Genomic DNA, 24772 nt, shown 5'->3' on the forward strand with positions numbered 1-24772 from the left:
TGGTGAGATTAGCGGTTTGCCAGATGGTCGTTGACCCACGCTTCAGCCACGGCGGCCGGATCTTTATGCTGCAGATCAACCTGCTGGTTGAGTTCAATCAGGGTGGCGTTGTTCAGCTTGCCGGAGACGTCGTTTAGCACCTTGCTCACCGTCGGCGTCAGGCTGGCTTTACGCACCAGCGGCACCACGTTCTGGCTCGGCTGCTCGTGCTTATCGTCGTCCAGCACCACCCAGCCCTCTTTCGCCAGATTGCCCTGGGTGGAGATAACCGTCGCAACGTCGATTTTGCCGGAGTTGAGCGCCAGGCGAGTCAGCGGCCCGCCCATATCAAGGGATTTTACCGCCTTAAATTCGAGGCCATAGACACGCTTAAGCCCCGGCAGGCCGAGCGCGCGCACCGCCAGCTCCGGCGGCCCGCCGATCGTCAGCTCATGAGCAATGGGCTGCAGATCGGAGAGCTTGCTCAAGCCGTACTTTTTCGCGGTGTCGGGGCGAACCGCCCACGCGGTAATCGAAGTGGCCGGCGAAGGCGTCAGCAGCGTGAAGTCGGCGGGCAGAACCTTAGTCAGCTCGGCGCTGACGTCGCTCTGGCTGGTGGCCAGGGTTTTACCGTCGTAGTAGTTAAGCAGGGCGCCAAGATACTCCGGCACAATATCAATTTCGCCGCTCTTTAATGCCGGAATAATAATCTCGCGGTTGCCGAGATTAAGCCGGGTGCTGACCTCAATATTATTTTTCTTCAGCGCGCTGGCGTAAATATTCGCGAGAATAGAGCTCTCGGTGAAATTTGCGCCGCCGATCGTGACGCTTTCCGCTAATGAGCTAAAGCTTAAGCCGAGTAACCCGACGGCTAATAGTGACAGGCGAAAACGGCGATGGTGAAAAGGGAAAACTAATATATTGTGCATAGTGCCTCGCTAGGTGAAAAAATATCCGTGATGCGCTAAGTCAGACACGGGTACGCTGCGGCCCGTGTGAAATATTCGGGCCGCGGTGATGGGTGAACAAAACTAATACTCCGGAGTGCCGATGGTATGGGTGAAGCGCCGGTCAATCAGTGAAAAGAGCAGCTCGCTGCCGATGGCCAGCAGGGAGACCACCAGCGAGCCGGCGATCACCTGCGGAATATCGCGCTGGCCGAGCCCGTCAATCAGAAACCGACCGAGTCCGCCGAGGCCCGCATAGGCCGCGACGACGGCGGTGGCGATAAGCTGTACCAGCGCGGTGCGCATTCCGGCGAAAATAAGCGGTGCGGCCAGCGGGATCCGCAGCTGCCAAAGGCTTTGCAGCGGCGTCATGCCCAGCGCCTTCGCCGCATCGCACAGCTGGCGATCGGCGTGATAGATCCCGACCCAGGCGTTGGTCAGAATCGGCGGAACGGACATGGCGACCAGTGCGGCGAAGAGCGGAATATCGTTAAAACCAAACAGCAGAATGCACAGCAGAATTAATCCCAGCGCCGGAACTGCCCTGCCGATATTAAATAAGTTAATGATCACAAAGGCGCCTTTGCGCCAGTAGCCGAGCGCAATTCCCGTGGGCAGGGCAATGGTGGAGGCGATCAGCATGCTCAGCGTAACGTAATAAATATGCTCCCGCAGGCGCACCAGAATACCGCCGTCGCTGAGCCAGTGTTCGGGCTGCAAAAACCAGTCCAGCGTTGCCTGTAGGATATCCATCAGCGCGTCCAGGGCGTAAGCCAATAGCCAACGCGGGCGATCAGCGAGTCAAATAACAGCGACAGCGCGAGGCTCAACGCCAGGCTGACAATGACAGGAGTAATAAAATCCTGGTTAAACCCCGCCAGCAGCAGCTGTCCCAGCCCGCCCTGGCCAATCAGCGCGGTCACCGTCACCAGCCCAACCAGGGTGACGGAGGCGATGCGCAGGCCGGCAAAAAGCGACGGCGCCAGCAGGTGCAGCTCGATATCAAAAAAGCGGTAGCCGCGGGTGTAGCCCAGCGCACGGGCCGACTCCAGCACCGCCGCCGGCAGCTTCTCGATGCCGGCAAGCGTATTGCGCAGCAGGATCAGCAGGGAATAGAGCGTCAGACCGATGACCGAGGTGGTCAGCGACAGGCCGGTAAACGGCAGCAGTAAAATGAACAGCGCCAGCGAGGGGATCGTAAACAGGACCCCGCAGAGATAGAGCAAGGGCTGCGCGGCCTTCGGCCAGCGCAGGGTCAGCCCAATCAGTAACCCCGTCAGTAGGGTGCCAAAAAAGAGCGGGATAGCCACCAGCCGGGTATGCTGCCACAGCAGCGCGCCGATCGTCATCCGGTTGTCGAGGATCCACTGCCAGTCAACCATAGCGGCGAATTTCCACCAGACCATCCAGCACGTGCTGGAGCAGCGAGTACGAAACGGTGCCCTGATATTTTCCGCTGTCGTCGACGTGCACCAGCACGCCGCCCGGCGCATCCAGCAGCGCGCTGTAGGCAAAGCGCAGGTTGTGCAGCGCGGCCAGCGGCTGGGTGATGGGCAGCGCGATGCGCCTGTGCGGATCGAACCACTGCAGCGGGCGCTGATTTTTATCGAGGATCAGCTGCAGCGGGCTACTGAGGGTCGGGTGGTGGCTGGCGATTGGCGTATATTGCTCGTCAACCAGCGCCACGTCATGGCGCGGCAGCTGGCCGACCTGAATCATGCCCAGCCGCTTGAGGTTGGGCTCGGGACCAATAAAGCGGCGGACAAAGTCGCTGGCCGGGTGCGATAAAATATGGTCAGGTGAGGCAAACTGCGCCAGCACGCCGCCCTCCTCGAAAATGGCAATTCTGTCGCCCAGGCGGATGGCCTCGTTAATATCGTGCGTCACCAGCACTATCGTTTTATGCAGGCGCTGCTGGAGCAGCAGCAGCTCGTCCTGCAGGCGTTCGCGCACCAGCGGGTCGATGGCGGCAAAGGGCTCATCCATCAGCAGCACCGGCGGGTCGGCCGCCAGCGCCCTGGCGATAGCGACGCGTCCCTGCTGGCCGCCGGAAAGCTGATGCGGATAGCGCTCAAGCAGCTGGCGGTCCAGCGACATTAAATCGACCAGCTCGGCAATGCGCGCGCGGATCTGCGTTTTGCTCCAGCCGAGCAGGCGCGGTACCGTTGCGATATTTTGCGCCACCGTGCGGTGCGGAAATAACGCCGCGCTTTGCATAACAAAACCAATTTTGCGGCGCAGCTGGATAATATCGCTTTCGGCTATTTTTACACCCTGCACGTAGACATAACCGGAGTCCGGCTTATCGAGCTGATTAATCATCCGTAATAGGGTGGTTTTACCGCAGCCGCTGGGGCCAACGAAGGTGCACAGTTCACCGCTATTAATCGTCAGGTTCAGATTGCTTATTGCCGCATGCGCGCTGCCGGGGTAGGTCTTATAGATATTTTCGAGTCTAATCATTTGCCGCCGTTGCGCCCTGAAGTTTATTTCATGGAAAGCATGAATAAACTACAAGCTACAGAGGCGGTGATTAACGGGCAAATATGATATTTGCATTTGCAATGCCGCTATTTGAATTTAACGCGTGGGGGAAGCTGATAATGAAAAGGCCACGATAACCGTGGCCAGGAGCATAATTAAAGCAGCAGGTAGCTGAGTGCGGAAAAGGCAACCATCCCGGCAATTACCGTGGCAAACAGGCTGCGGGTGAGAGCACCGGTCGCCGTCGCGACAGCGGCAGCCAGCAGCGAAATGCTGATCCCCGAGCCGCTTAGCGCCGGTTTGCCGAGCAGCTCTGCGGCAATAATCGCCGCCATAATGGCGGACGGAATAAAGCTCAGCCACTGTTGGATAACCGGCGCCAGGCGAAAACGCGAAAGCAGTAACACAGGCACCGTGCGCATCAGGGCGGTGACCAGCGCGGAGGCGAGAATGGCAAGGATAATATTTCGTTCCATCTATTTTTCTCCTTTGGACGTCAGGCGCAGCCCGACCGTTGCCAGCGTTGCCGCGACCGACGCCGCCACGATGACCACAACGCTCATATCGGTGTGGCCGGCGGTGAACAGCGTGATGACCACCGCCGTCGCAATGCTGAAGGCCTCCAGCGCCTTACGCTGGCTGGCAAACCAGATCATCAGCACCAGCCCGATAAACATCGACACCAGGCTGAAGCTCAGCCCCTCCATCAGCGACGGCGGAAGGGTGGAGGCTAACCCCGCGCCGACCACGCAGGCGAGGATCCAGTTCAGCCACGCGGCGAGGTTAAGTCCGAGCATCCACGCGTAGGGCACGTTGTTGTGCCCGCTGCCGCGCTGGACCGCGACGCCGAAGGTTTCATCGGTCAGCAGCAGCCCGCTGATAATTTTTTGTCCGGTAGTGTATTCCCGAAAGAATACGCTCATGGCGGAGCTCATCAGCAGGTAGCGCAGGTTCACCAGCAGTACGCTCAGCACCACCGAGGCGACTTCGGCGCCGGTGGCCCACAGCGAATAAAACAGGAACTGGGCGGAGCCCGCGTACAGCGCGCTCGCCAGTAGCGCCGTCTGCGCGGTGGTGAACCCTGATAAGGTGCCGATAGCCCCGGCGGCAAACCCAATGCTCCAGTAGCCGGGGATGGTGGGCAGGCAGGCGATAATGCCCGCGCGAAACTCCGCGGCTGCCTCATCCCTGGGCGAGGTCTTCTTGTTCATCAACATCAAATAGTCCCGAATTGTCCGTCACTGAATGATAATCTTAAGAAATCGTCAGGATCGCTATAGTAAAATCCTGCTCATTGGCTGAAATATCAATTTTGCGCAATAAAAAGGGTGCCGGAGTGGCGAAAGAGATACGGGATGATATCAGGCTCTGGCGGGACAGCGAGCTGCACGGCGGGATGGAGATCCTCCGCGCCTCCTGCTACGAGCACAGCTATCCGCCGCACTTTCATAATGAATATGTGATTGCCGCCTTCGCCCGCGGCGCCCAGCGCACGCGCATCTGCCGGGAGCGCGGCATCGCGGCGGCGGGGACGGTGATGGTGATCATGCCCGGCGAAGTGCACACCGGCGAAGCGGTGCAGCGTGACGAAGGCTGGGATTACTGCGCATTTTATCCTTCAGCGCAGCTGATCGATGAGGTGGCCGCAACGGTGCTCACCGGTACCGGGGAGGTCCATTTTGGCGGCGAAGGGATGCGCCACGACCCGCTGATGGCGCGCAGCATGCTGCAGGCCTCCGCGGTGCTTGGCGCCAGCCGCGATCCGCTGGAAAAAGAGTGTCTGATGTACCAGGTGCTGAATATGCTGGTGGGGCGCTATGCCGGGCGCAGCGCCCGCGGTGGCCGAAGGGATGCGATCCGCGCCGACATCCGTCGCGCCATCGAGTATTTACACTGCGCCTATCAGCAGCCGCTGACGGTTAAGGAGATTGCCGGGGTCGCCGGGCTGAGCGAGTTTCATTTTATGCGTACCTTCCAGGCGCAGACCGGGCTGTCGGTCCATCAGTACCTGACGCAGCTGCGCCTGGTCAGAGCCAAAGGGCTGCTGGCGAAAGGCTTCGGCGCCGCCCTGGTCGCGACGGACGTCGGGTTTTACGATCAAAGCCACCTGATTAAATACTTCCGCCTGCATTATGGCATCACGCCCGGCGTCTTTGCGGCCTCGTCGATATAGGCCGTTCGGCAGACGCTTCCCGGCACAGCGAATGATTTTGCGTATGCAACTAACATATCCGTATTTGCGCGATGGCGCCGATCGGTTATTGATTGCGGCTGGCATTCGCCTGCAGGAGGCATTGATGGAGATTAATTCTGTATACCGGATCGCCGCCGGGCTGGAGCAGGTCTGGCAGTCGCGGGTATTGGGCGCGGTAGGCAATAGCGCCATAAAGATCATAAAAATGGGCGGCGAGGGGATCGCCGCCGAAGCGCACGATGATTTCGACGAGCTGCTGCTGGTGCTGGAAGGGGCGCTGCCGCTGGTCGTCGACGGCAGGCGGTTTAACCTCGCCGCCGGCGATTACTGCTTTGTGCAGAAGGGCGTCGTGCACCACGTCCCGGCCGGCAGTTTCGGTACGCTGCTGCTGGTTGATATCAGGGACGCGCCGCTGGATTAATCGCCGCTGACCGGCAGGTTTCAGAACGGACTGGCGCTGCTGGCGTTGATTAGCTCCCCGCTGACCGGGTGGGTAAAGCGCAGCTCGCTGGCGTGCAGCATCAGGCGCGGCGCGTTCTCGGTGCCGGGTAGCAGCAGGCCGCCGTAGAGATCGCAGCCTAAAATGGGGTGCCCCGCGAGCTGACAGTGAATGCGCAGCTGGTGGGTGCGGCCGGTCTCCGGGGTGAGGCGCACGCGGGTCAGCGGCAGCAGCGTTCCGTCTTCACCCGGGCGCTGCAGGCGCTCAAGCACCCGATAGCGGGAGCGGGCCGGCTTGCCGCGGGTGATGCAAATGGTCATCCGCGGAAACAGCGCCGGGTCTTTGGCGATGGGGGCGTCTATCACGCCTTCGTCATCGGCCAGGTGCCCGCACAGCAGCGCGCTGTAGACCTTGCTCACCGCGCGCTGGCTAAACTGCTGGCAGAGGGCGGCGTTGATGGCCTTGCTGCGGGCAATCACCATCACGCCGGAAGTCCCGAAATCGAGACGATGAACCAGCGTACAGCCGGGAAAGGTCTGGACTAACCGATGGTGCACCGAGTCGAGATTGCGCGGGTTTTTCCCCGAGAGGCTGAGCAGGCCGGCAGGTTTTGCGATCAGCAGCAGATGATCGTCCTGATAAAGGATCTCAATCTCGGCACGGCACGGCGGGGCAATAAAGGTATCAACGATCGTAGACATCGGGCGGCTCGCCTGGGAAAGAGGAGGCGGATGATAGCGAATTTTCAGCCAGCTGGCGAATTCGCTATTTAGCCGGCGACGGACGCAAGCCGCCGATTTTATTGCTCAGGACTGGCGGGCATCCCGGGATTTAATATGCTGCCAGAAGCGCTCGGCCGACTGGTTAAGCCGCGAGCCGGAACGATACATATAGGCCCCAATCGGCAGCGAGAGCGTGGCGTCCATAATGGCCAGGCGGCCCTCATCAAGCTCGCGCTGGATAGAGTATTGCGGCAGCCAGCCCACGCCATCGCCGTTGAGGATCATACGCTTAAGCAACTCGCTCATCGAAGAGACGAAGGTCAGCGAGAAGGTGATCCCCGGCGTGCGGTCGATAACCTGATTCACCTGGCGCCCCATATAGCTATCGTTGGCATATCTCATCAGCGGCAAAACGCCGCGGTGCAGATGAAAGAGCGGTCTGCCGCTCTCATCGCAGGGCGTAACAAGGTGCACCGAGGAGTCGAAAATTTTGTGGTTAATAAACGGATAGTTCATTAACTCCTCATTATAAAACGACAGAATAAAGTCGCTCTTGCCTTCCTTGAGGTTAAATACGGCTTCGTTAACGTTAATGGATTCGACGTGGAAGGTTTTATTTTTTATATCGGTGTAGCCAGCAATTAATTCCGGAAGGACTAAAACAGAGAGCGACGGAGCGGCATCGATTCTTATTTTCTGGGTGGTGTTATTTAGCCCCTTAATGCGACTAATCTGAAAGTCCATATCGTCCAACATATTTCGCGCATAGCCGACGAAAATTTTCCCACGAGTGGTGAGCTGTAGCGGGTTAACCCCGCGGTCGAAGATGCTGAAACCCAGCGACGCCTCAAGCGCCTGAATCCTGCGGCTGAACGAGGATTGCGATATATTTCTGGTTTTAGCCGCCAGAGTAAAGCTTCTGGACTCCTCCAGAGCAATGACATCGTACAGCCACTTCACTTCAAGATTAGCCAGCACGGATCCGTTCCTTAACGCTATATTTAATGCTATGCAATTTTAGCATAACGCATAGAAACTATGCAATTAACATAACTAACCACAGGTGTTAACATTTTTCTCAGATTTAGCGTATTCCTAAGCAGTTAATACGAGTTGTCGTAAAGCACAGGCGATACCCTACGAGCACCGCTATAAAATCGCTGCTCCAGGCGGCTCACCCTGTTATTTCATTTTGCTGTGGATTTTTTACACCGGAATTCACAGAAGAACGCAATGACGGGCTGAAATAATGAATACATCTTACCTAGCCAGCTGTTTGTCAGGAGTTCCATGCCACGTATCGAATTAGTAAAACAGGCTCTGCACGAGCTTGGTATTAAGAATAGCAGCGAGTTATTTTATAACCCCGATTACGACCTGCTGATTGCCCATGAAACCAGCCCGGAACTCACCGGCGCAGCGCGCGGCGTGATGACCGCATCCGGCGCAGTGGCCGTTGATACCGGGATATTTACCGGACGTTCGCCGCGCGACAAATATATCGTCAGAGATGACCTGACCCGCGATACCGTCTGGTGGTCCGATGCCGGGCTTGGCCGCAACGACAATAAGCCGTTAACGCCGCAGATTTGGGCCAGCCTCAAAACGCGGGTTGCCGGACAGCTGAGCGGTAAAAAGCTGTACGTGGTTGATGCCTGGTGCGGGGCAAGCCCTGATACGCGCCTCGGCGTGCGCTTTGTCACCGAGGTGGCGTGGCAGGCTCACTTCGTCAAAAACATGTTTATCGTTCCCGAGGCTGAGGAGCTGGAACAGTTCACGCCGGACTTCGTGGTCCTCAACGGCGCGGGCTGCACCAATGACCAGTGGCAGGAGCAGGGCCTCAACTCCGAAAACTTCGTCGCCTTTAACCTGAGCGAGAAAATTCAGCTTATTGGCGGCACCTGGTACGGCGGAGAGATGAAAAAAGGGCTCTTCTCGGTCATGAACTATCTGCTGCCGCAGCAGGGTATTGCTTCGATGCACTGTTCGGCTAACCGCGGGGAAGAGGGCGACGTGGCTCTGTTCTTCGGCCTTTCCGGTACCGGCAAAACGACCCTTTCCACCGACCCTCTGCGCCAGCTTATTGGCGACGACGAACACGGCTGGGATGACGACGGCGTCTTCAATTTTGAAGGCGGCTGCTACGCCAAAACCATCAACCTCGATCCGCAGGCGGAGCCGGAGATTTATCAGGCGATTCGCCGCGATGCGCTGCTGGAAAACGTGGTGGTCCGGGCTGACGGTACGGTGGATTATGCCGACGGCAGTAAGACCGAAAATACCCGCGTTTCATACCCGCTGTCGCATATCGAAAATATCGTCAAGCCGGTCTCTCGCGCCGGCCATCCGGCGCGGGTGATTTTCCTCGCCGCCGACGCATTCGGCGTGCTGCCGCCGGTTTCACGTCTGACGACCGAACAGATGCAGTACCATTTCCTGTCGGGCTTCACTTCGAAGCTGGCCGGCACCGAGCGCGGTATCACCCAACCAACGCCAACTTTCTCCGCCTGCTACGGCGCGGCGTTCCTGCTGCTGCACCCCACGCAGTACGCCAGCGTGCTGGCCGCCAAAATGGCGGAAGCGGGCGCCGAAGCCTGGCTGGTCAACACCGGCTGGAACGGGGAGGGTAAACGCCTGTCGCTGCGCGATACCCGCAGCATTATCAGCGCTATCTTAAACGATACCACCGGCCCTCTGCGTACGGAGGCGATCCCGGTCTTTGGTCTGGCTATTCCGCAGAGCATCCCGGGCGTTGACAGCGCGCTGCTCGACCCGCGCAGCGGCTGGCGCTCTGCCGACGGTTGGCAGGATAAAGCCGAGAGTCTGGCCCAGCTGTTTATCGATAACTTCAGACAATACAGCGATACTGAGGCCGGCGCGCGCCTGGCGCTGGCGGGCCCGAAGCTTGAACCGTCCGCCGCTACGGCAAACTAATTCGCGACGTAAATAGCGTCGCCCGCGCGAAACCCGGATGGCAACACGTTTGCTGTCCGGGTTTTTCTGTTTCTGGTAACCGGCCGAACGCGCATTAGCGGTCAACGTCGGCCGCGCCTGCTTTCGCCGGCCCGCTTCTTTAGTCAATACCGCTCCTTACGTCAATACTGCCGGCTCCTCTCCTTGTGGTGTTTCAAATGTCCGACACTGGACTTGAAAAATATTATTTTATTATTTCATTTATTAATTTGGAATTCTCATTGTTGTCGTGAATGTTATTTATTTTTGTGGCGTGAGTTTGTTTAAAGTAAATGTTGGCGGGTGACAGGCGCGCCAGGCCTGTTATGTCGGGCTTATGGCGCGGGTTGCTTTTAATTAGCGATTGCCGTTACGGGTTGTTTGAGTATTTCACGCTTTACGCTGCGATGAATTTAGAGTAAAAACAAAAAGCCGCATCCTCTATAGTGGCAATATTTAAGGTTAAGTGATTAATTTATTCAGGAGATAAGTATATATGTCTGAATCATTTCAGAACGAAATACCTCGTGCGCGTGTAAATATAAAGCTGGATCTTTTGACGGGGGGAGTTCAGAAGAAAGTTGAGCTCCCGCTAAAGCTCCTGAGCGTGGGTGACTTCAGCAACGGCAAGGCAGAGGGCACGCTCTCTGAGCGCGATAAGATAGACATCAACAAGAACAATTTTAACAGCGTCCTGGCTAATCTTAATCCGCAAGTCAATCTCACCGTTAAAAACACCCTCGCCAGCGATGGTTCTGAAGAAAACGTGACGCTCTTTTTTCACAATATGAAGGACTTTGAGCCGGAGGCGGTGGCGCGGCAAATTCCACAGCTTCGGGCAATGCTCGCGATGCGTAATCTGCTGCGCGATTTGAAATCAAATCTTCTGGATAATATGACTTTTCGGAAAGAACTGTAAATTATATTAAAAGACCCAGCGCTTTCTGCAGCGTTGCGTAATGAACTGAATGCGCTTGCCCCTGCCCAGGATTAATTACTGGACGTTTTTATCACGGAATAATGACGAGTAAATGCTAATGTCAGTCAATAATGAATCCCAGAATCTGGCGGGTGGCGCCGTTGTCGAAAAACATCTGCCGCAGGGTGGGGTATATGCCTCACTGTTTGACAAAATAAATTTAACGCCGGTGGCTGAGCTCGGTGATTTAAACGGTTTTGATGATACGACCGTTATGGCGGAAACCTCCGCCGACGCGCGCGTGACCGCCGCGGTGAAAGTGTTTATGCAGTGTCTGCAAAAATCCGGGCACAAAGTGGAGAAGCTGGATAAGACGATCCTCGACCATCATATTGCGGAGCTGGATTTTCAGATTGGCCGTCAGCTTGATGAAGTCATGCATCACCCGGATTTTCAGCGCACTGAGGGCGTCTGGCGCGGGCTCAAATCGCTGGTGGATAAAACCGATTTTCGCCAGAACGTCAAGCTGGAGCTCCTCGATTTGTCTAAAGAGGAGCTGCGCCAGGACTTCGAGGACTTTCCGGAAATTATCCAGAGCGGGTTGTATAAGCAGACCTATATCGCGGAGTACGACACCCCGGGCGGCGAGCCTATTGCCGCAGTTATCTCCGCCTATGAGTTCGATGCCTCCGCTCAGGATGTGGCGCTGATGCGTAACATCTCAAAGGTCTCCGCCGCCGCGCACATGCCGTTTATTGGCTCCGCGGGACCGGCATTCTTTTTAAAGGAGAACATGGAGCAGGTTGCGGCCATCAAGGATATCGGCAACTACTTCGATCGCGCCGAATATATCAAATGGAAAAGCTTCCGCGAAACCGACGACTCTCGCTACATCGGCCTGGTGATGCCGCGCGTGCTGGGCCGCCTGCCGTACGGCCCGGACACCGTGCCGGTGCGGAGCTTCAACTACGTCGAAGAGGTGAAGGGGCCGGAACACGACAAATACCTGTGGACCAACGCCTCCTTCGCCTTTGCGGCCAATATGGTGAAAAGCTTCATCAACAACGGCTGGTGCGTGCAGATCCGCGGGCCGCAGGCCGGCGGCGCGGTGCAGGACCTGCCCATTCATCTGTACGATCTCGGCACCGGTAATCAGGTAAAAATTCCGTCAGAGGTGATGCTGCCGGAAACTCGCGAATTTGAGTTCGCCAACCTCGGTTTTATTCCGCTTTCTTATTATAAGAACCGGGATTACGCCTGCTTCTTCTCGGCAAATTCGGCCCAGAAACCGGCGCTGTACGACACCGCGGACGCTACCGCAAACAGCCGGATTAACGCGCGCCTGCCCTACATCTTCCTGCTGTCGCGCATCGCGCACTACCTGAAGCTTATTCAGCGTGAAAACATCGGCACCACCAAGGACCGCCGCCTGCTTGAGCTGGAGCTCAACGCCTGGGTGCGAAGCCTGGTGACCGAAATGACCGACCCGGGCGACGAGCTGCAGGCGTCGCATCCGCTGCGCGACGCCAGGGTGGTGGTGGAGGATATTGAGGATAACCCGGGCTTCTTCCGCGTGAAGCTGTTTGCCGTGCCGCACTTCCAGGTGGAAGGCATGGACGTCAATCTGTCGCTGGTTTCCCAGATGCCGAAAGCGAAAGCGTAACGTAAGGCAGGAAGCAGATGAAAACGGAACAACCGTTATGGGGCAGGGGCATCATGATCTCTCCCCAGCACTTCCAGCAACAGGCTGCGTATGCGGCCTGGTCTGTGGAATGCATTGCCCGGCTGGGGCTCAACCATCCCTGGGGGGTGATTGAGTCGACCTTTGAACCGGACATGCTGAAACTCGGTCGTCTGCAGGCCCGCAGGCTGCATGTCCGTTTTCAGGATGGTTCGCTCATTGATACGGATAATGCCGATGCGCTGCCGCCAGCTCTGTCGCTGGACGGCGAATCACGTGACGCCGTGGTGGTGCTGGCTCTGCCCTTGTTACGGGCTAATGGCGGTAACTGCCTGACACCCGATCAGATGGCAGATCGCCCGGTTCGTTACCGCCAGCGATGGCGGGACGTGCGCAACCAGTATGGTGAAGACACCCGCCAGATTGCGGTGATGCAGCCGGAGCTGACGCTACGCTTCGCTCATCAGAACAACAGCGATTATCTGACCTGTCCCGTGGCCCGCCTGCTACAGGATTCGCAGGGCACCTGGGAGCTTGATGGCAGCTTTCTCCCGCCGCTGCTATCCGTACAGAGCAGCCGCTGGCTGGTGACCCAGCTCGAACAGCTGATGACCCAGCTGCGAGCCCGTTTGACCCGCCTGATGGCCATGCGCCGGGAAAGCAATGCGCGGATGGCAGATTTTGCGGTGGCTGACGTGTCTCTTTTCTGGCTGCTGAATGCCCTGAACAGCGCGGAGCCGGTACTCGGTCAGTTTTTACGATATCCGCAGAGCCCGGCTGAACGACTGTATCCGGAACTGGCAAGACTTGCCGGCAGTCTGCTCACGTTCTCCCTTGAGCATCAGATTAGCGCCATTCCGGGCTGGCAGCACGAACAGCTGAACGCTGTCTTCCCGCCGTTGTTTGACTTATTGGGCGACCTGCTGGAGGCCAGCCTGCCCTCACGGGTGGTGTCCGTTGAACTTGAGTACGATAAACGCCTGCATTTCTGGCAGGCGCGCCTGCACGATCCCCGTCTGCGCGAAGGTGCCGACTACTACTTATCCGTACGCTCCCCCATCCCGGTAGCCCAGCTGCAGGAGCAGTTTCCGCGCCAGTGCAAAGTGGGCAGCCCGGATCACGTCCGCGGTATCGTCAATTCCTCTCGGGTGGGGGTGCCATTGACGCCGCTACGCCATGTACCTGCCGCCATTCCTCTGCGCCTGGAGAATCAATATTTCAGCCTCGATGTGTCTCATCCTCTGGCTGTCGACATGCTCGAAAGCGGCTGCTGTATGTTTTATGTCCCGGGAATGCTCGGTGAGCCTGAACTTGAACTCTTCGCGGTACTGAGAACATGAGCGAGCGCAAACGCGGCATCTCCGCGTCCATCGATATTGATGCGCTGTTACAGGACACATGGCTGCAGGTTATCAGCCTGCGCCACGGCCCAAAATTTCAGGAAGGGGAAGGTCGATTGCTGTGGGAACGCTGTGTTGCGGACGTGGAGCGCGTACAGCGCGCGCTGAAAGAGAGCGAACTGGATGACGCCAGCTGTCAGCATATTCTCACCGCACAGTGTGCACTGCTCGATGAGGCGGTTAAAGGCCGCGGCGTAGAAGATGACGCCTGCGTACAGTGGTATGACATTCCTCTACAGGGACACTTTCTCGGCACCATGGATGCCGGAGATACCCTGTGCGATCGTATGCGAGATGTACTGCGTGAACCTGCACCAGACAGTGCGGTGCTCACCTGCTTTCAGCGCGTCATGATGCTGGGGTTCCTCGGTGATTTCCGGTCGCTGAATGACCCCAACCGTCAGAAACTGATACAGGCATTCGCTGACCATGTCTCACCCTTCAGCTATCCGCAAACCGAGCGGCTAATGGTAGAAAGCCGCGCATATCGGGTGATAGGGCGCTGGCTGTCATTATGGCCTGTACGGATCGCGGTGAGCGCTCTGGCGACCGTTGGCCTGTGGTGGGCACTGAACTCCTGGCTCGAGCGGATGCTGACAACCCTGTTGCCTGGGGTGGCGAAATGAGTCTGGCGCAACGGCGCGGGCTTGCGCTGTGGGCGGCACTGCTGAGCGTCGTCGTGTGCCTGGGATTTTTGCCGGCGTCCCGGCTGATTTCCGTCCTTGTGCTGGTGGTTGCCCTGGGGCTGATTGCGATAATTGGCTACGTCACAAGGCGTCGTTCTGAGAAGGACGTGGCCCTGCAGTTGGATAATCTTCCTGAAGCGACCTATCGCCAGCCGGTGATGCTGGTCTGTGGCGATCTACCGCAAACCTGGCCAGAACGGTCTCAGGTGCTGACCGTCACGCAGGGATGTTGGATCAAGGTTGAAGAGCATCAGAACCTGGCGCAGCTGACGCGGCAGCTGCTATGCCAGCGTCCGAACTGGGGGCGGCAGCTCGCGGTGATGGTCAACGTCTGTCCGCAGCAGCATGCGGACAGCGAAGCCCTGACCAGCCGTTTGCTGACTCTGCGCTGGTACATCAGCCAGCTGCGCCGTGAAATCGGGTATTCGGTACCGCTGCTCCTGAACGTCCAGGCCGGCAGCGCGATGATGACCGACATGCTCTGGCAGGCTGCTGTTGCGGAGGAAGGGATCCGCGTATGGCGGGAATCCTCAGTCCCCAGCCCCATTTCTGCATGGGTCGCGACAGGTGGCACGGTGGCCATGCAGCAGCAGGTGCTGATGAACAGCCTGATGACCTGGTCGCAAGGCCACGTCAAAGCGGTGTTTATCGATAAGAATCCGGATATCCCGGCAGTTGCCCCCGCTGCGATGCTATGGGGGATTGGGCCGAACGTTTCCGGTAGCCTCACTGATTCCATCTGGACTGCCTGGCTGACGCGCCACACCGCCATACTGCGCGCTGCTGGCTGGCAGCCGGTGGGGGCTGACAGCACAACAATAGCGCTATTCCCGGACTTTGTTCTCCCGCTCTTACCGGAAAGCCAGGGCCCCACGCCTCCTGGCCGCGCCTGGCGCTGCGCACTCGGGCTTTTCACCCTGGCGGTCATCGTGGCGCTGCTCAGCAGCGGCTGGAACAATCGTCAGCTGTTGCACCGTTTGAGTTTCGATGTCGCCCATTACTACCAGCTCTCTATGGATGACTACGGTCCCAAAGCCGATGCCGTCAAGGTATTACGTCAGGATTCCGCTCAGCTGGACGGCTGGGCGCGCAACGGTGAACCGCTACGGATGAGCCTCAGCCTGTATCAGGGGGAACGGTTACGTATGCCGATGCTGGATGCGATCCGTTCGTATGTACCGCCGCCTTCACCAAAACTGGAGGCAAAGTTAGCTACGCCACCCAAAATCAGCCGTCTCGACAGCATGTCGCTGTTCGATTCCGGCAGGTTCGTACTGAAAGCCGGCTCCACCAAAATGCTGGTCAATTCGCTGGTTGGCGTCAGGGCTAAACCGGGCTGGCTGATCGTGATAGCCGGGCATACCGATAACACCGGCAACCCCCAACGCAATCAGACGCTGTCCCTGAAGCGTGCCGAAGCGGTACGGGACTGGATGCGGGATACCGGCGACGTGTCGGAAAGCTGTTTTGCGGTGCAGGGCTACGGCGAAAGCCGCCCGATCGCGACCAACGACACGCCGGAAGGCCGCGCGCTGAACCGCCGTGTCGAAATTAGTCTGGTACCGCAGGCGAACGCCTGCCAGATACCGGGCACCCACCAGGCGTCATCGCAGGATGATGACGCATCACAACACAATGGAGAGTAATTCATGGCAATTCCTGTTTATCTTTGGCTGAAAGACGACGGCGGTGCGGATATTAAAGGTTCCGTCGACGTGAAAGATCGTGAAGGCAGCATCGAGGTGGTGGCGCAGGAACACAACCTGTACATCCCAACCGATAACAACACCGGCAAGCTGACCGGCACCCGCATTCACACGCCGTTCCTGTTCACCAAGGAGATCGACTCCTCCAGCCCGTACCTGTACAAGGCGGTGACTACCGGCCAGACCCTAAAATCTGCCGAATTCAGATGGTACAAAATCAACGACGCGGGCCAGGAGGTGGAGTACTTCAACACCAAACTGGAGAACGTCAAGCTGGTGAAGGTCGCGCCGAAAATGCACGACATCAAGGACCCTTCCTACGAAAAGCATAACCACCTCGAGCAGATCGAGCTGCGTTACGAAAAAATCACCTGGACCTACAAAGACGGCAACATCATTCATTCCGACTCCTGGAACGAACGCGCCACCGCGTAAGCCCGATGCGGATGGGGCAACCTGTCCGCAGTTTTCCTGAGTATCTGCCCGGCGGGTACTGAGTAAAACATCCCGTAAACGAAAAATCTGACCTGATGCGCTTTAGGTTCCTTACGACAAGGAAAAGCGATGGGCGGTAGCGTGCCTGAAGGTCCCCAGAGAGCGAGTTCAAGAACATGGAAAATCCGGCAATCCTCCTGCGACGTCTCAACCCCTACTGCGCCCGTGCGATGGAAGGGGCAGCCTCCCTGTGCCTCACGCGAGCGCATGCTGAAATTCTGCCGGAGCACTGGCTGCTGAAGCTGCTGGAGCAGGGCGAGGGTGACCTCACGGTACTGGCGCGTCGCTATGAATGGGATATGGACGCCCTGTGGCAGAATTTACTCGCCTGGCTCGATACGCTGCCGCGCTCGGTACGCAGCCGCCCGCAGCTGGCCGATAGCACCCAGACCCTGATGCGCGAAGCCTGGATGCGGGCCTCGCTGGCCGGCGAAGAGCGCATTCGCGGCGTACATCTGCTGATGGCGCTGGTGGATCAACCTAAGCTGGTACGCTGCGACGGCCTGTGGACGCTGCTGACGCTGGGGCAGAACCAGCTGCAGCGCCTGCGCCCGCGGCTCGATACGCAGTCCGACGAATGCCCGGAAGCCCAGCAGGACGCGGAGCTGGCGCAGAACGGCGGGGAGGTGCAATTTGTCGGTCGTCCGGTTGGGGCCGGGATAAAAGAAGGTGAGCTTAATCCGGTGCTTCAGAGCGCGCTGGATAAATATACCCTCGACGTCACCGCCAGGGCGCGGGAAGGCAGCATCGATCCGGTATTTGGTCGAGATACGGAAATCCGCCAGATGGTGGATATTCTCTCCAGACGCCGCAAAAACAACCCGATCCTGGTCGGCGAGCCGGGCGTGGGCAAAACGGCCCTGGTGGAAGGAGTGGGGCTACGCATCGCCGAAGGTAACGTACCGGAGTCGCTGAAAGCCGTCAGCCTGCGCGCCCTCGACCTCGGCCTGCTGCAGGCGGGGGCCGGCGTGAAAGGTGAATTTGAGCAGCGTCTGAAAAACGTCATCGACGCGGTGCAACAGTCGCCGACGCCCGTTCTGCTGTTTATCGATGAGGCGCACACCATTATCGGCGCCGGCAATCAGGCGGGCGGCGCCGATGCGGCCAACCTGCTGAAGCCCGCGCTGGCGAGGGGGGAACTGCGCACCATCGCCGCCACGACATGGAGCGAATACAAACAGTACTTTGAACGCGATGCGGCGCTTGAGCGTCGCTTCCAGATGGTGAAAGTCGATGAGCCGGATGACGATACCGCCTGCCTGATGCTGCGCGGCCTGAAGTCTCGCTACGCCGAACACCACAACGTCCACATTACCGACGACGCGGTACGCGCTGCGGTCGCTCTGTCACGACGCTATCTGACTGGTCGTCAACTGCCGGACAAAGCGATCGATCTGCTGGATACCGCGAGCGCCCGCGTGCGTATGAGCCTTGATACCGTACCTGAACAGCTGACCCACATCCGCGCGCAAATTACGTCTCTTGAAATGGAGAAGCAGGCGCTGCTGGAGGATATCGCCGTCGGCAATCACGCGGATGGCGAACGCCTGGCCATGATTGAACTGGAAGAGGTGCGCCTGATTGTCGAACTCGATGAGCGGGAAACCCAGTACGGTCAGGAACTCAGGCTGACTGAGCAACTGCTGGAGAGCCGTCAGGATATCTCCTTACAGGGCGAAACGTACGAACTGCAGCAGCGGCTGCAGGACATTCAGCAAAGCAGTCCGCTGCTTTCGGTTGATGTGGATGCTCGCACTGTCGCCAACGTTATTGCCGACTGGACCGGCGTCCCGCTCTCCTCGCTGATGAAGGACGAGCAGACCGAACTGCTGAACCTTGAAAGCGAAATTGGTAAACGCGTGGTGGGGCAGAATGCGGCCCTCAACGCCATCGGCCAACGATTGCGGGCCGCCAAAACCGGGCTGACGGCTGAAAACGGCCCGCAGGGGGTATTCCTGCTGGTAGGCCCGAGCGGCGTTGGCAAAACCGAGACCGCGCTGGCGCTGGCGGACGCGCTGTACGGCGGCGAAAAATCCCTTATCACCCTCAATTTGTCCGAATACCAGGAGCCGCACACCGTTTCCCAACTGAAGGGTTCACCTCCGGGATATGTGGGCTACGGTCAGGGCGGCATTCTGACCGAAGCGGTACGCAAGCGCCCGTACAGCGTGGTGCTGCTTGATGAAGTGGAAAAGGCCCACCGCGACGTCATGAACCTGTTCTATCAGGTGTTCGACCGCGGCTTTATGCGCGACGGTGAAGGACGCGAAATCGACTTCCGTAACACCGTGATTCTGATGACTTCCAACCTCGGCGGCGACCCTATCATGCAGCTGCTGGACGACCGGCCGGAAGCTACCGAAGTTGATTTACATGAACTGCTGCGCCCCATTCTGCGCGATCGCTTCCAGCCGGCGCTGCTGGCCCGTTTCCAGACCGTGATTTATCGCCCGCTGGCGGAAACCGCGATGCGTACCATCGTGCAGATGAAGCTGGCGCAGGTCAGCAAACGCCTGCACCGCCACTACGGTGTGGCCACGCATATCGACGAGAGCCTGTATGACGCGCTCACCGCGGCCTGTCTGCTGCCGGATACCGGTGCGCGCAACGTCGACAGCCTGCTCAATCAGCAGATTCTGCCGGTGCTAAGCCAGCAGCTGCTGAGCCATATGGCGGAGAAACGGGAGTTGTCGTCACTGTTGCTAGGCTGGAGCGAGGATAACGGTGTTGCACTGGAGTTTAGCGAAGCCGGAGGAGTGGCATTATGAGTACCAATCCCAAAACCAGATTTAGCCATAACCACCACCTGCTGGAAGTGAAAGGCTGCGAAGCCGAGCTCGACGTGCTGGCCTTTGAAGGCCAGGAAGCCCTGAGCAGACCGTTCAGCTACCGCATTGAGTTCACCAGCGCCGAGCATGCCATCAGTAAAGAGATGATGCTGATGAAGCCCGGCTCCCTGACGCTGCAGGCTCCGGTCGATCAGGGCTTCGGCATTAAGCTACAGCAGCCGGTGCGGGTGATTCAGGGCGTAGTGACGGGCTTTGAACGCCTCAGTACCTCCGCGGATGAAACCCACTACGCGCTGACGCTCCAGCCGCGTCTGGCGCTGCTCGATCGTTCGCACCAGAACGCCATCTACCAGGATATGTCCGTCCCACAGATCGTCGAAAAAATTCTGCGCGAACGCCATGGCTTCAAAGGCCAGGACTTTCTGTTTTCACTGAGCAAAGAGTACCCGCGCCGGGAGCAGGTGATGCAGTACGGCGAAGATGACCTGCATTTCATTACCCGCCTGCTGGGCGAGGTGGGGATCTGGTTTCGTTTTACCGCCGACGCGCGCCTGAACATCGACGTGGTGGCATTTTACGACAGCCAGCAGGGCTACGAGAAAGGCCTGACGTTGCCATCGGTACCGCTGTCGGGCCAGCATTCGAAAGGGGTGGACTCGGTCTGGGAGATGGAATGTCATCACTGCGTGGTGCAGAAACAGGTCAGCGCCCGTGACTACAACTACCGTCAGGCGAATGAAGACATGAATACGCAGGTGGATGCCAGCCGGGGAGATAGCACCACCTACGGTGACGCTTATCACTATGCGGATAATTATCTCACGCCGGGCAGCGCGTACGACCGCAGCCCGGCCCCGGAATCCGGTGCCTTTTATGCCCGTATCCGCCATGAACGCTATCTGAACGGCCAGACGCGGACCCGGGCGATTACCAGCTGCCCGACGCTCTCTCCGGGCCAGGTGCTGAAGGTCACGGGTGGCTATGAGGTGGCGGAGACCTTCTGCCAGGGCGTGGTCGTCACCGCAATGCATACGCATGCCCGCCGTGATGAAGACTTTGGGGTTAACTTTGAGGGTATCCCGGACAGCGTCGATTTTGGTTTCCGTTCCGAACCAGGCTCACGTCCGGTGATGGCCGGTACGCTGCCTGCCCGGGTGACCAGCACCACCGAAAATGACACCTACGGACATATCGATAAAGACGGGCGCTACCGGGTCAACATGTTGTTCGACCGCGACGGCTGGGAGACCGGGTTCGAAAGCCTGTGGGTACGTCAGTCCCGCCCGTACGCGGGCGACACTTACGGCCTGCACCTGCCGCTGCTGGCGGGCACCGAAGTGGCGATTGGCTTTGAGGACGGCAACCCTGACAGGCCGTATATCGCCGGCGTGCTGCACGACTCGGCCCACGGCGACCACGTCACCATCCGCAACTACAAACGTAACGTCCTGCGGACGCCTGCGAATAATAAAATCCGCCTCGACGATGAGCGCGGGAAAGAGCATATCAAGGTCTCGACGGAGTACGGCGGCAAGAGCCAGCTGAATCTTGGTCACCTGGTCGACAGCGAGAAGCAACAGCGCGGGGAAGGCTTTGAGCTGCGCACGGATTCATGGGGCGCCATCCGGGCGCAGAAGGGGATATTTATCAGCGCTGACGGGCAGGCAAAGGCGCAGGGGGAAGTGCTGGAGATGGGGGCGGCCCTGAGCCAGCTGCAGCAGGCATTAATCCAGGCCGAAGCCCTGAGCAGTGCAGTTGAAACGGCCAAAGCTGAACTGGCCGATATCCAGACTCAGAAGGCGTTACTGGAGCAGGTGCTGACTGATTTGAAACGGTCGGCGTTATTGCTCTCAGCCCCGGCGGGTATTGCCCAGACCACGCCGGAAAGCCTGCAGCTGTCAGCGGGTGAAAATTTTATCAGCACCAGCGGCAAACACACTGATTTCAGCGCATTGAAAAGATTCACCGTGGCGGCCGGGGAGAGGGTGAGTCTGTTTGCGCAACAGCTGGGTATCAAAATTTTTGCCAGCAAAGGGAAGGTGGAGATACAGGCGCAGGGCGATGAGATGACGCTGGACGCGCTGAAAGATATCCGCATCAGCAGCAGCGAAGGCAAGCTGGTTATCAGCGCGAAGCAGGAAATTATTCTCACCAGCGGAGGCGGCTATATCCGTATTGCGGATGGTGTCGTGGAGTGCGCGGCACCGGACAAAATCATCCAGCGGGCGGCTGTGTGGCAGAAGTTTGGTGGGCAGAGTATGAGCCAGGCGATACAGATCTGGGAAAATACTGATTTTGCCATAACGCCTGAAGTCAAGCGGTTATCGGATGACTCACCTGTGGCCGGTCTGACGCTGGGTTTAACTGGCGGGGATGGCACACAGCAAAGTTTGTTGACCTCCGCTTCAGGGGCTACGGCGGTGCAGAATAATATTAATATCGATTCTCTCAACGCCTCTTTGCTGGATAAAACATAAGGCACTCTGTTATTTCGGAGCATATTTTCGGGGAAAGTACCGGGTTGATTGCCACGAAGGTCTTTCTGAAGAGTATTTTCCTGAAAGGAAAAAGGACAGAATTCATGGCGGAAGAAGATACGACAGGTAATGAGAGCAGCTCCTCTATAACCTGCATAAAACCAGAATGGGACGACAGTGGACAGGTCTGCTGGCCCGGCATACAGAATCAGAAAAAATCAGAGAATGCTAAAGCTGTTTTGCTTCACCCGCCTGTCAAAGCGATCCCCGTTATCTTCCTTCCGGGAGTGATGGGGACTAATTTGATGAGCACTAGCGAAGGTAATAAAAATGATATCTGGCGTGGCGATAGTTTGGGGGGGGTATTTCTTAAATGGGCACGAAAGGATGGCATTGAACGAAGAGAACTGCTTAATCCTGACTCCACGAAGGTGGATAACCGTGGGGATATTAACCAGATCATCTATTCTCCGCTTTCTGATGACGGAAAATTATTTACAACCCGCCGGGAGAGGGGCTGGGGGGAGGTTTTATTCTTCAGCTACGGTAAGTTTTTAAGCGTCCTGCAGGGCGCATTGATGGATGACTGGCAGCAGAATCTTGTTAACTACGGCAAATCAGTGCCGGAGAAAAATGGCGTGCTAAGTCAGCTGGTCGGTAAAACTCTGTCTGAGGGCAAATATTCTGAAATTACCGGCGAGTCTGTCCTGACTCAGGAGGAGCTGAACCATTTTCAGAACTTTTTATTCCCGGTTCACGTCTATGGCTATAACTGGCTTCAGGATAATAAAACCTCGGCGGAAGGACTGGTAACCTTTATCGACAGGACTATCAGCCTCTACAAAAATCAACGCGGCCACGGCACGCCCTTCCCCGCCGGGCAAGAAAAAGTCATTATCGTCACCCATTCCATGGGCGGGCTGGTGGCACGCTATGCGTCGCAGGTCTGCGGGGCAAAAGATAAGATTCTGGGGATAGTACATGGGGTGATCCCCGACCTTGGCTCACCGGCGGCGTACCGTCGCATGAAGGTTGGCGCAAAACAGGAGGGCATGGCCGGGGCCGTGTTGGGTAATACCGCTAAAGAGCTGATGCCGGTCCTGGCCAGGGCTCCTGCGCCGCTTCAGCTCTTACCCTCGGCGAAATACCTTTCCGGGGCGCCTTGGCTGACTGTGGAGGGGGCTGGTGAAGACGGCAGCGATGTAAGGCTGCCGAAGGCCGGAGATCCGTTCAGTGATATTTACCTGAATAAAACCCTCTGGTATCGCCTTTATGAGTCCGACACTATCGATAAGGATGAGGCGGCTAGTCAAAGTAACTGGACTGCCTATTTAAGTTTAGTGGATAAACCTGTTCGTAAATTTATTTCTCAATTGGATAGTAAAGGCTATCACCCTAATACTTATGCCTTCTATGGCCATAAAATCGCCTCCGACGGCACCCTGACGTGGCGAATAACCTCCATCAACTACCCGAAAAATATGCACGAGAGTGACAGGAAGTTGCCCAACAACTACCGGGAGATCCCCCTGCCTTTTAATCGTTCTCAGATGTACGTGCTCACCCCATCAAAAACGCCTGGCGATGGCACGGTGCCTGTGGAATCGCTGAGCGCCATTTGCCGTAACGGCGAAATCAAAAGCGTTCTGGCAACGGACGTTGATCATCAGGGAGCCTACGATGTCAGCAGCCTGAAGGATATAAAAGTCAGACCGGCCCTGCAGTTTACTCTCAGGGCGATTGTGAAAATGGTTCAGGGGATCCCGACATCATGAAGACCATTCGACAGCTTATCGCGTTATCTCTTATGGCGGGCAGCATGTTTTTTATTGCCCAAGCTATGGCATCCACGCCAGTGCAGAAGGACAGTTCAGTGATAAATACTTTGTTTGCGCAAACCAAACCTCAGTGCATCGGGCGTTATGTGATTGACGTTCCCGAGTCGTTTAACAACAAGCTTCACGATATGATTTTTATCGATGATTTTAAAATTGAAAGCAAACCTCTCTATCCACCCGCATTTAAACAACGTGTACAGTTAAGAGAGCAGGCGTTGCGTGATGCCATTAATAAACCTGAAAATGAGCCTGTAAATTCGCCATTTATAAAAGAAAAAATTGTGCTACCAGATGGTAAAGGTGTTATTTTTGACAGAAATATTTCAGGAGAGGACGATCTTGGAAGAGTCTTGGAGGCACATGTATATGTCAATATGACAGCTTTTGTTATCACAGCGGAAATACTTGATTTATCCAATCCAAAATATATGGAAAGGAAAAAAACTTACATTAAGGCTGGTTTTACCGAGGCTCAAATGAATGAGAAACCAGCCAAATTAGCTGCCCTACAATCCTTGATATTACGGTTAAGCGGAAGAAAAGATGAAGATATTCCGTCGGCTAAAGGCGTGTGTATTCCAAATGGATTTGTCAGGGATGATGGTGGAAATCATATGGAAAAAGTTACATTTAGTTATGAAAATGATGACTTCATCCTGGGCGTGTATACAAACAATAAATATCCCGGATCAGAGGACACCCTGTTTAACCGTAGTGCGCAAATTAATGAAGCGCTTAAAACATCAAACCAGTACGCGATTAAAAAAGTAGCACTCTCACCGAACGGTATTCCTGCAGAGTCATGGTTATTTGGTGGTGTCCAAACCATCAGAAATACGGCAACGGGAAAGGATGAAAAGAACACGTTTTATGATTTTGATTTTAAGGCCAATGAGCGTGATGCTACAGCAGATAAGCCAAAGCTTAGTATTGGTCTCACAAGTGAGTATAAAAAAACACGCTACAGTGAGGCGCAGATGATTGAAATCTGGGACAGGCTGGTGAATTCCCTGCGCTATAAATGACGGATAAGGATGTGCGCCTGGCGTGGCTCGTCGCCGCTT

At 57.0% G+C, this 24772-nt stretch carries 20 protein-coding genes and 1 pseudogene; 13 read left to right on the plus strand and 8 right to left on the minus strand.

Annotation, left to right across the window (positions count from 1 at the left end):
• Nucleotides 1-8: 8 nt before the first annotated feature.
• From GVK32_RS12925 to GVK32_RS12950, 6 genes are all read right to left on the minus strand, one after another.
• The gene (locus tag GVK32_RS12925; protein ID WP_159868227.1) at nucleotides 9-908 is read right to left on the minus strand and encodes an ABC transporter substrate-binding protein; all 900 of its coding nucleotides are present in this window, start codon (nucleotides 906-908) and stop codon (nucleotides 9-11) included.
• Between the two features lie 102 nt (nucleotides 909-1010).
• The gene (locus GVK32_RS12930) at nucleotides 1011-1679 is read right to left on the minus strand and encodes an ABC transporter permease (RefSeq protein WP_159868230.1); all 669 of its coding nucleotides are present in this window, start codon (nucleotides 1677-1679) and stop codon (nucleotides 1011-1013) included.
• Nucleotides 1679-2308, minus strand: a complete 630-nt coding sequence (locus GVK32_RS12935) for an ABC transporter permease (RefSeq protein ID WP_159868233.1) — start codon at nucleotides 2306-2308, stop codon at nucleotides 1679-1681. The genes GVK32_RS12930 and GVK32_RS12935 overlap by 1 nt, the downstream gene beginning before the upstream one ends.
• Complete coding sequence (locus GVK32_RS12940; RefSeq protein ID WP_159868236.1) at nucleotides 2301-3389, minus strand: ABC transporter ATP-binding protein; 1089 nt, start codon at nucleotides 3387-3389, stop codon at nucleotides 2301-2303. Before GVK32_RS12940 ends, GVK32_RS12935 begins: the two co-directional genes overlap by 8 nt.
• Nucleotides 3390-3565: 176 nt before the next feature.
• Nucleotides 3566-3886, minus strand: coding sequence for an AzlD domain-containing protein (locus tag GVK32_RS12945; protein WP_159868239.1), 321 nt, complete (start codon nucleotides 3884-3886; stop codon nucleotides 3566-3568).
• Nucleotides 3887-4627 (minus strand): AzlC family ABC transporter permease, encoded by a 741-nt coding sequence (locus tag GVK32_RS12950; protein ID WP_159868242.1) that lies wholly within the window; start codon nucleotides 4625-4627, stop codon nucleotides 3887-3889.
• 131 nt (nucleotides 4628-4758) lie between these two features.
• Here GVK32_RS12950 and GVK32_RS12955 point away from each other — a divergent pair, with 131 nt between their 5' ends.
• A complete protein-coding gene (locus tag GVK32_RS12955; RefSeq protein ID WP_159868373.1) occupies nucleotides 4759-5583 on the plus strand; it encodes an AraC family transcriptional regulator in 825 nt (274 codons plus the stop codon).
• A gap of 43 nt (nucleotides 5584-5626) precedes the next feature.
• Nucleotides 5627-6025, plus strand: a complete 399-nt coding sequence (locus GVK32_RS12960; RefSeq protein ID WP_227697848.1) for a cupin domain-containing protein — start codon at nucleotides 5627-5629, stop codon at nucleotides 6023-6025.
• A 20-nt stretch (nucleotides 6026-6045) separates the two neighbouring features.
• On the opposite strand, the gene GVK32_RS12965 is transcribed toward GVK32_RS12960, so the two are convergent.
• Complete coding sequence (locus GVK32_RS12965; RefSeq protein ID WP_159868244.1) at nucleotides 6046-6744, minus strand: RluA family pseudouridine synthase; 699 nt, start codon at nucleotides 6742-6744, stop codon at nucleotides 6046-6048.
• Nucleotides 6745-6849: 105 nt separating this feature from the next.
• On the minus strand, nucleotides 6850-7743 hold the full coding sequence (locus GVK32_RS12970) for a LysR substrate-binding domain-containing protein (protein WP_041146137.1): 894 nt from the start codon (nucleotides 7741-7743) through the stop codon (nucleotides 6850-6852).
• A 312-nt stretch (nucleotides 7744-8055) separates the two neighbouring features.
• Between GVK32_RS12970 and pckA the strand changes: the two genes are divergently transcribed.
• From pckA to GVK32_RS13025, 11 genes and pseudogenes are all read left to right on the plus strand, one after another.
• Nucleotides 8056-9699 carry a phosphoenolpyruvate carboxykinase (ATP) gene (gene pckA / locus GVK32_RS12975; RefSeq protein WP_159868247.1) on the plus strand — a complete coding sequence of 548 codons (1644 nt, stop codon included), beginning with the start codon at nucleotides 8056-8058 and terminating at the stop codon, nucleotides 9697-9699.
• A gap of 514 nt (nucleotides 9700-10213) precedes the next feature.
• Nucleotides 10214-10711: pseudogene (gene tssB, locus GVK32_RS12980) on the plus strand (type VI secretion system contractile sheath small subunit).
• A 37-nt stretch (nucleotides 10712-10748) separates the two neighbouring features.
• Nucleotides 10749-12299: a type VI secretion system contractile sheath large subunit gene (gene tssC / locus GVK32_RS12985; protein ID WP_159868250.1), complete on the plus strand. Its 1551-nt coding sequence runs from the start codon at nucleotides 10749-10751 to the stop codon at nucleotides 12297-12299.
• A gap of 17 nt (nucleotides 12300-12316) precedes the next feature.
• Entirely contained in the window at nucleotides 12317-13657 is a 1341-nt protein-coding gene (gene tssK, locus GVK32_RS12990; RefSeq protein ID WP_159868253.1) for a type VI secretion system baseplate subunit TssK, read from the plus strand.
• Nucleotides 13654-14343 (plus strand): type VI secretion system protein TssL, short form, encoded by a 690-nt coding sequence (gene tssL, locus GVK32_RS12995; protein WP_159868256.1) that lies wholly within the window; start codon nucleotides 13654-13656, stop codon nucleotides 14341-14343. Before tssK ends, tssL begins: the two co-directional genes overlap by 4 nt.
• Nucleotides 14340-16049 carry an OmpA family protein gene (locus GVK32_RS13000; protein ID WP_159868259.1) on the plus strand — a complete coding sequence of 570 codons (1710 nt, stop codon included), beginning with the start codon at nucleotides 14340-14342 and terminating at the stop codon, nucleotides 16047-16049. Before tssL ends, GVK32_RS13000 begins: the two co-directional genes overlap by 4 nt.
• A 3-nt stretch (nucleotides 16050-16052) precedes the next feature.
• Nucleotides 16053-16544, plus strand: a complete 492-nt coding sequence (hcp, locus tag GVK32_RS13005) for a type VI secretion system effector Hcp (protein ID WP_041146130.1) — start codon at nucleotides 16053-16055, stop codon at nucleotides 16542-16544.
• Between the two features lie 176 nt (nucleotides 16545-16720).
• Nucleotides 16721-19372, plus strand: coding sequence for a type VI secretion system ATPase TssH (gene tssH, locus GVK32_RS13010; protein ID WP_159868262.1), 2652 nt, complete (start codon nucleotides 16721-16723; stop codon nucleotides 19370-19372).
• Nucleotides 19369-21870, plus strand: coding sequence for a type VI secretion system Vgr family protein (locus tag GVK32_RS13015; protein WP_159868265.1), 2502 nt, complete (start codon nucleotides 19369-19371; stop codon nucleotides 21868-21870). The genes tssH and GVK32_RS13015 overlap by 4 nt, the downstream gene beginning before the upstream one ends.
• Before the next feature lie 104 nt (nucleotides 21871-21974).
• A complete protein-coding gene (locus tag GVK32_RS13020) occupies nucleotides 21975-23645 on the plus strand; it encodes an acetyltransferase (protein ID WP_159868268.1) in 1671 nt (556 codons plus the stop codon).
• Nucleotides 23642-24733: a T6SS immunity protein Tli4 family protein gene (locus GVK32_RS13025; RefSeq protein WP_159868271.1), complete on the plus strand. Its 1092-nt coding sequence runs from the start codon at nucleotides 23642-23644 to the stop codon at nucleotides 24731-24733. Before GVK32_RS13020 ends, GVK32_RS13025 begins: the two co-directional genes overlap by 4 nt.
• The last annotated feature ends 39 nt before the right edge of the window (nucleotides 24734-24772 follow it).

The organism is Klebsiella sp. 18074 (assembly GCF_902705905.1).
Lineage (GTDB): Bacteria > Pseudomonadota > Gammaproteobacteria > Enterobacterales > Enterobacteriaceae > Klebsiella > Klebsiella terrigena.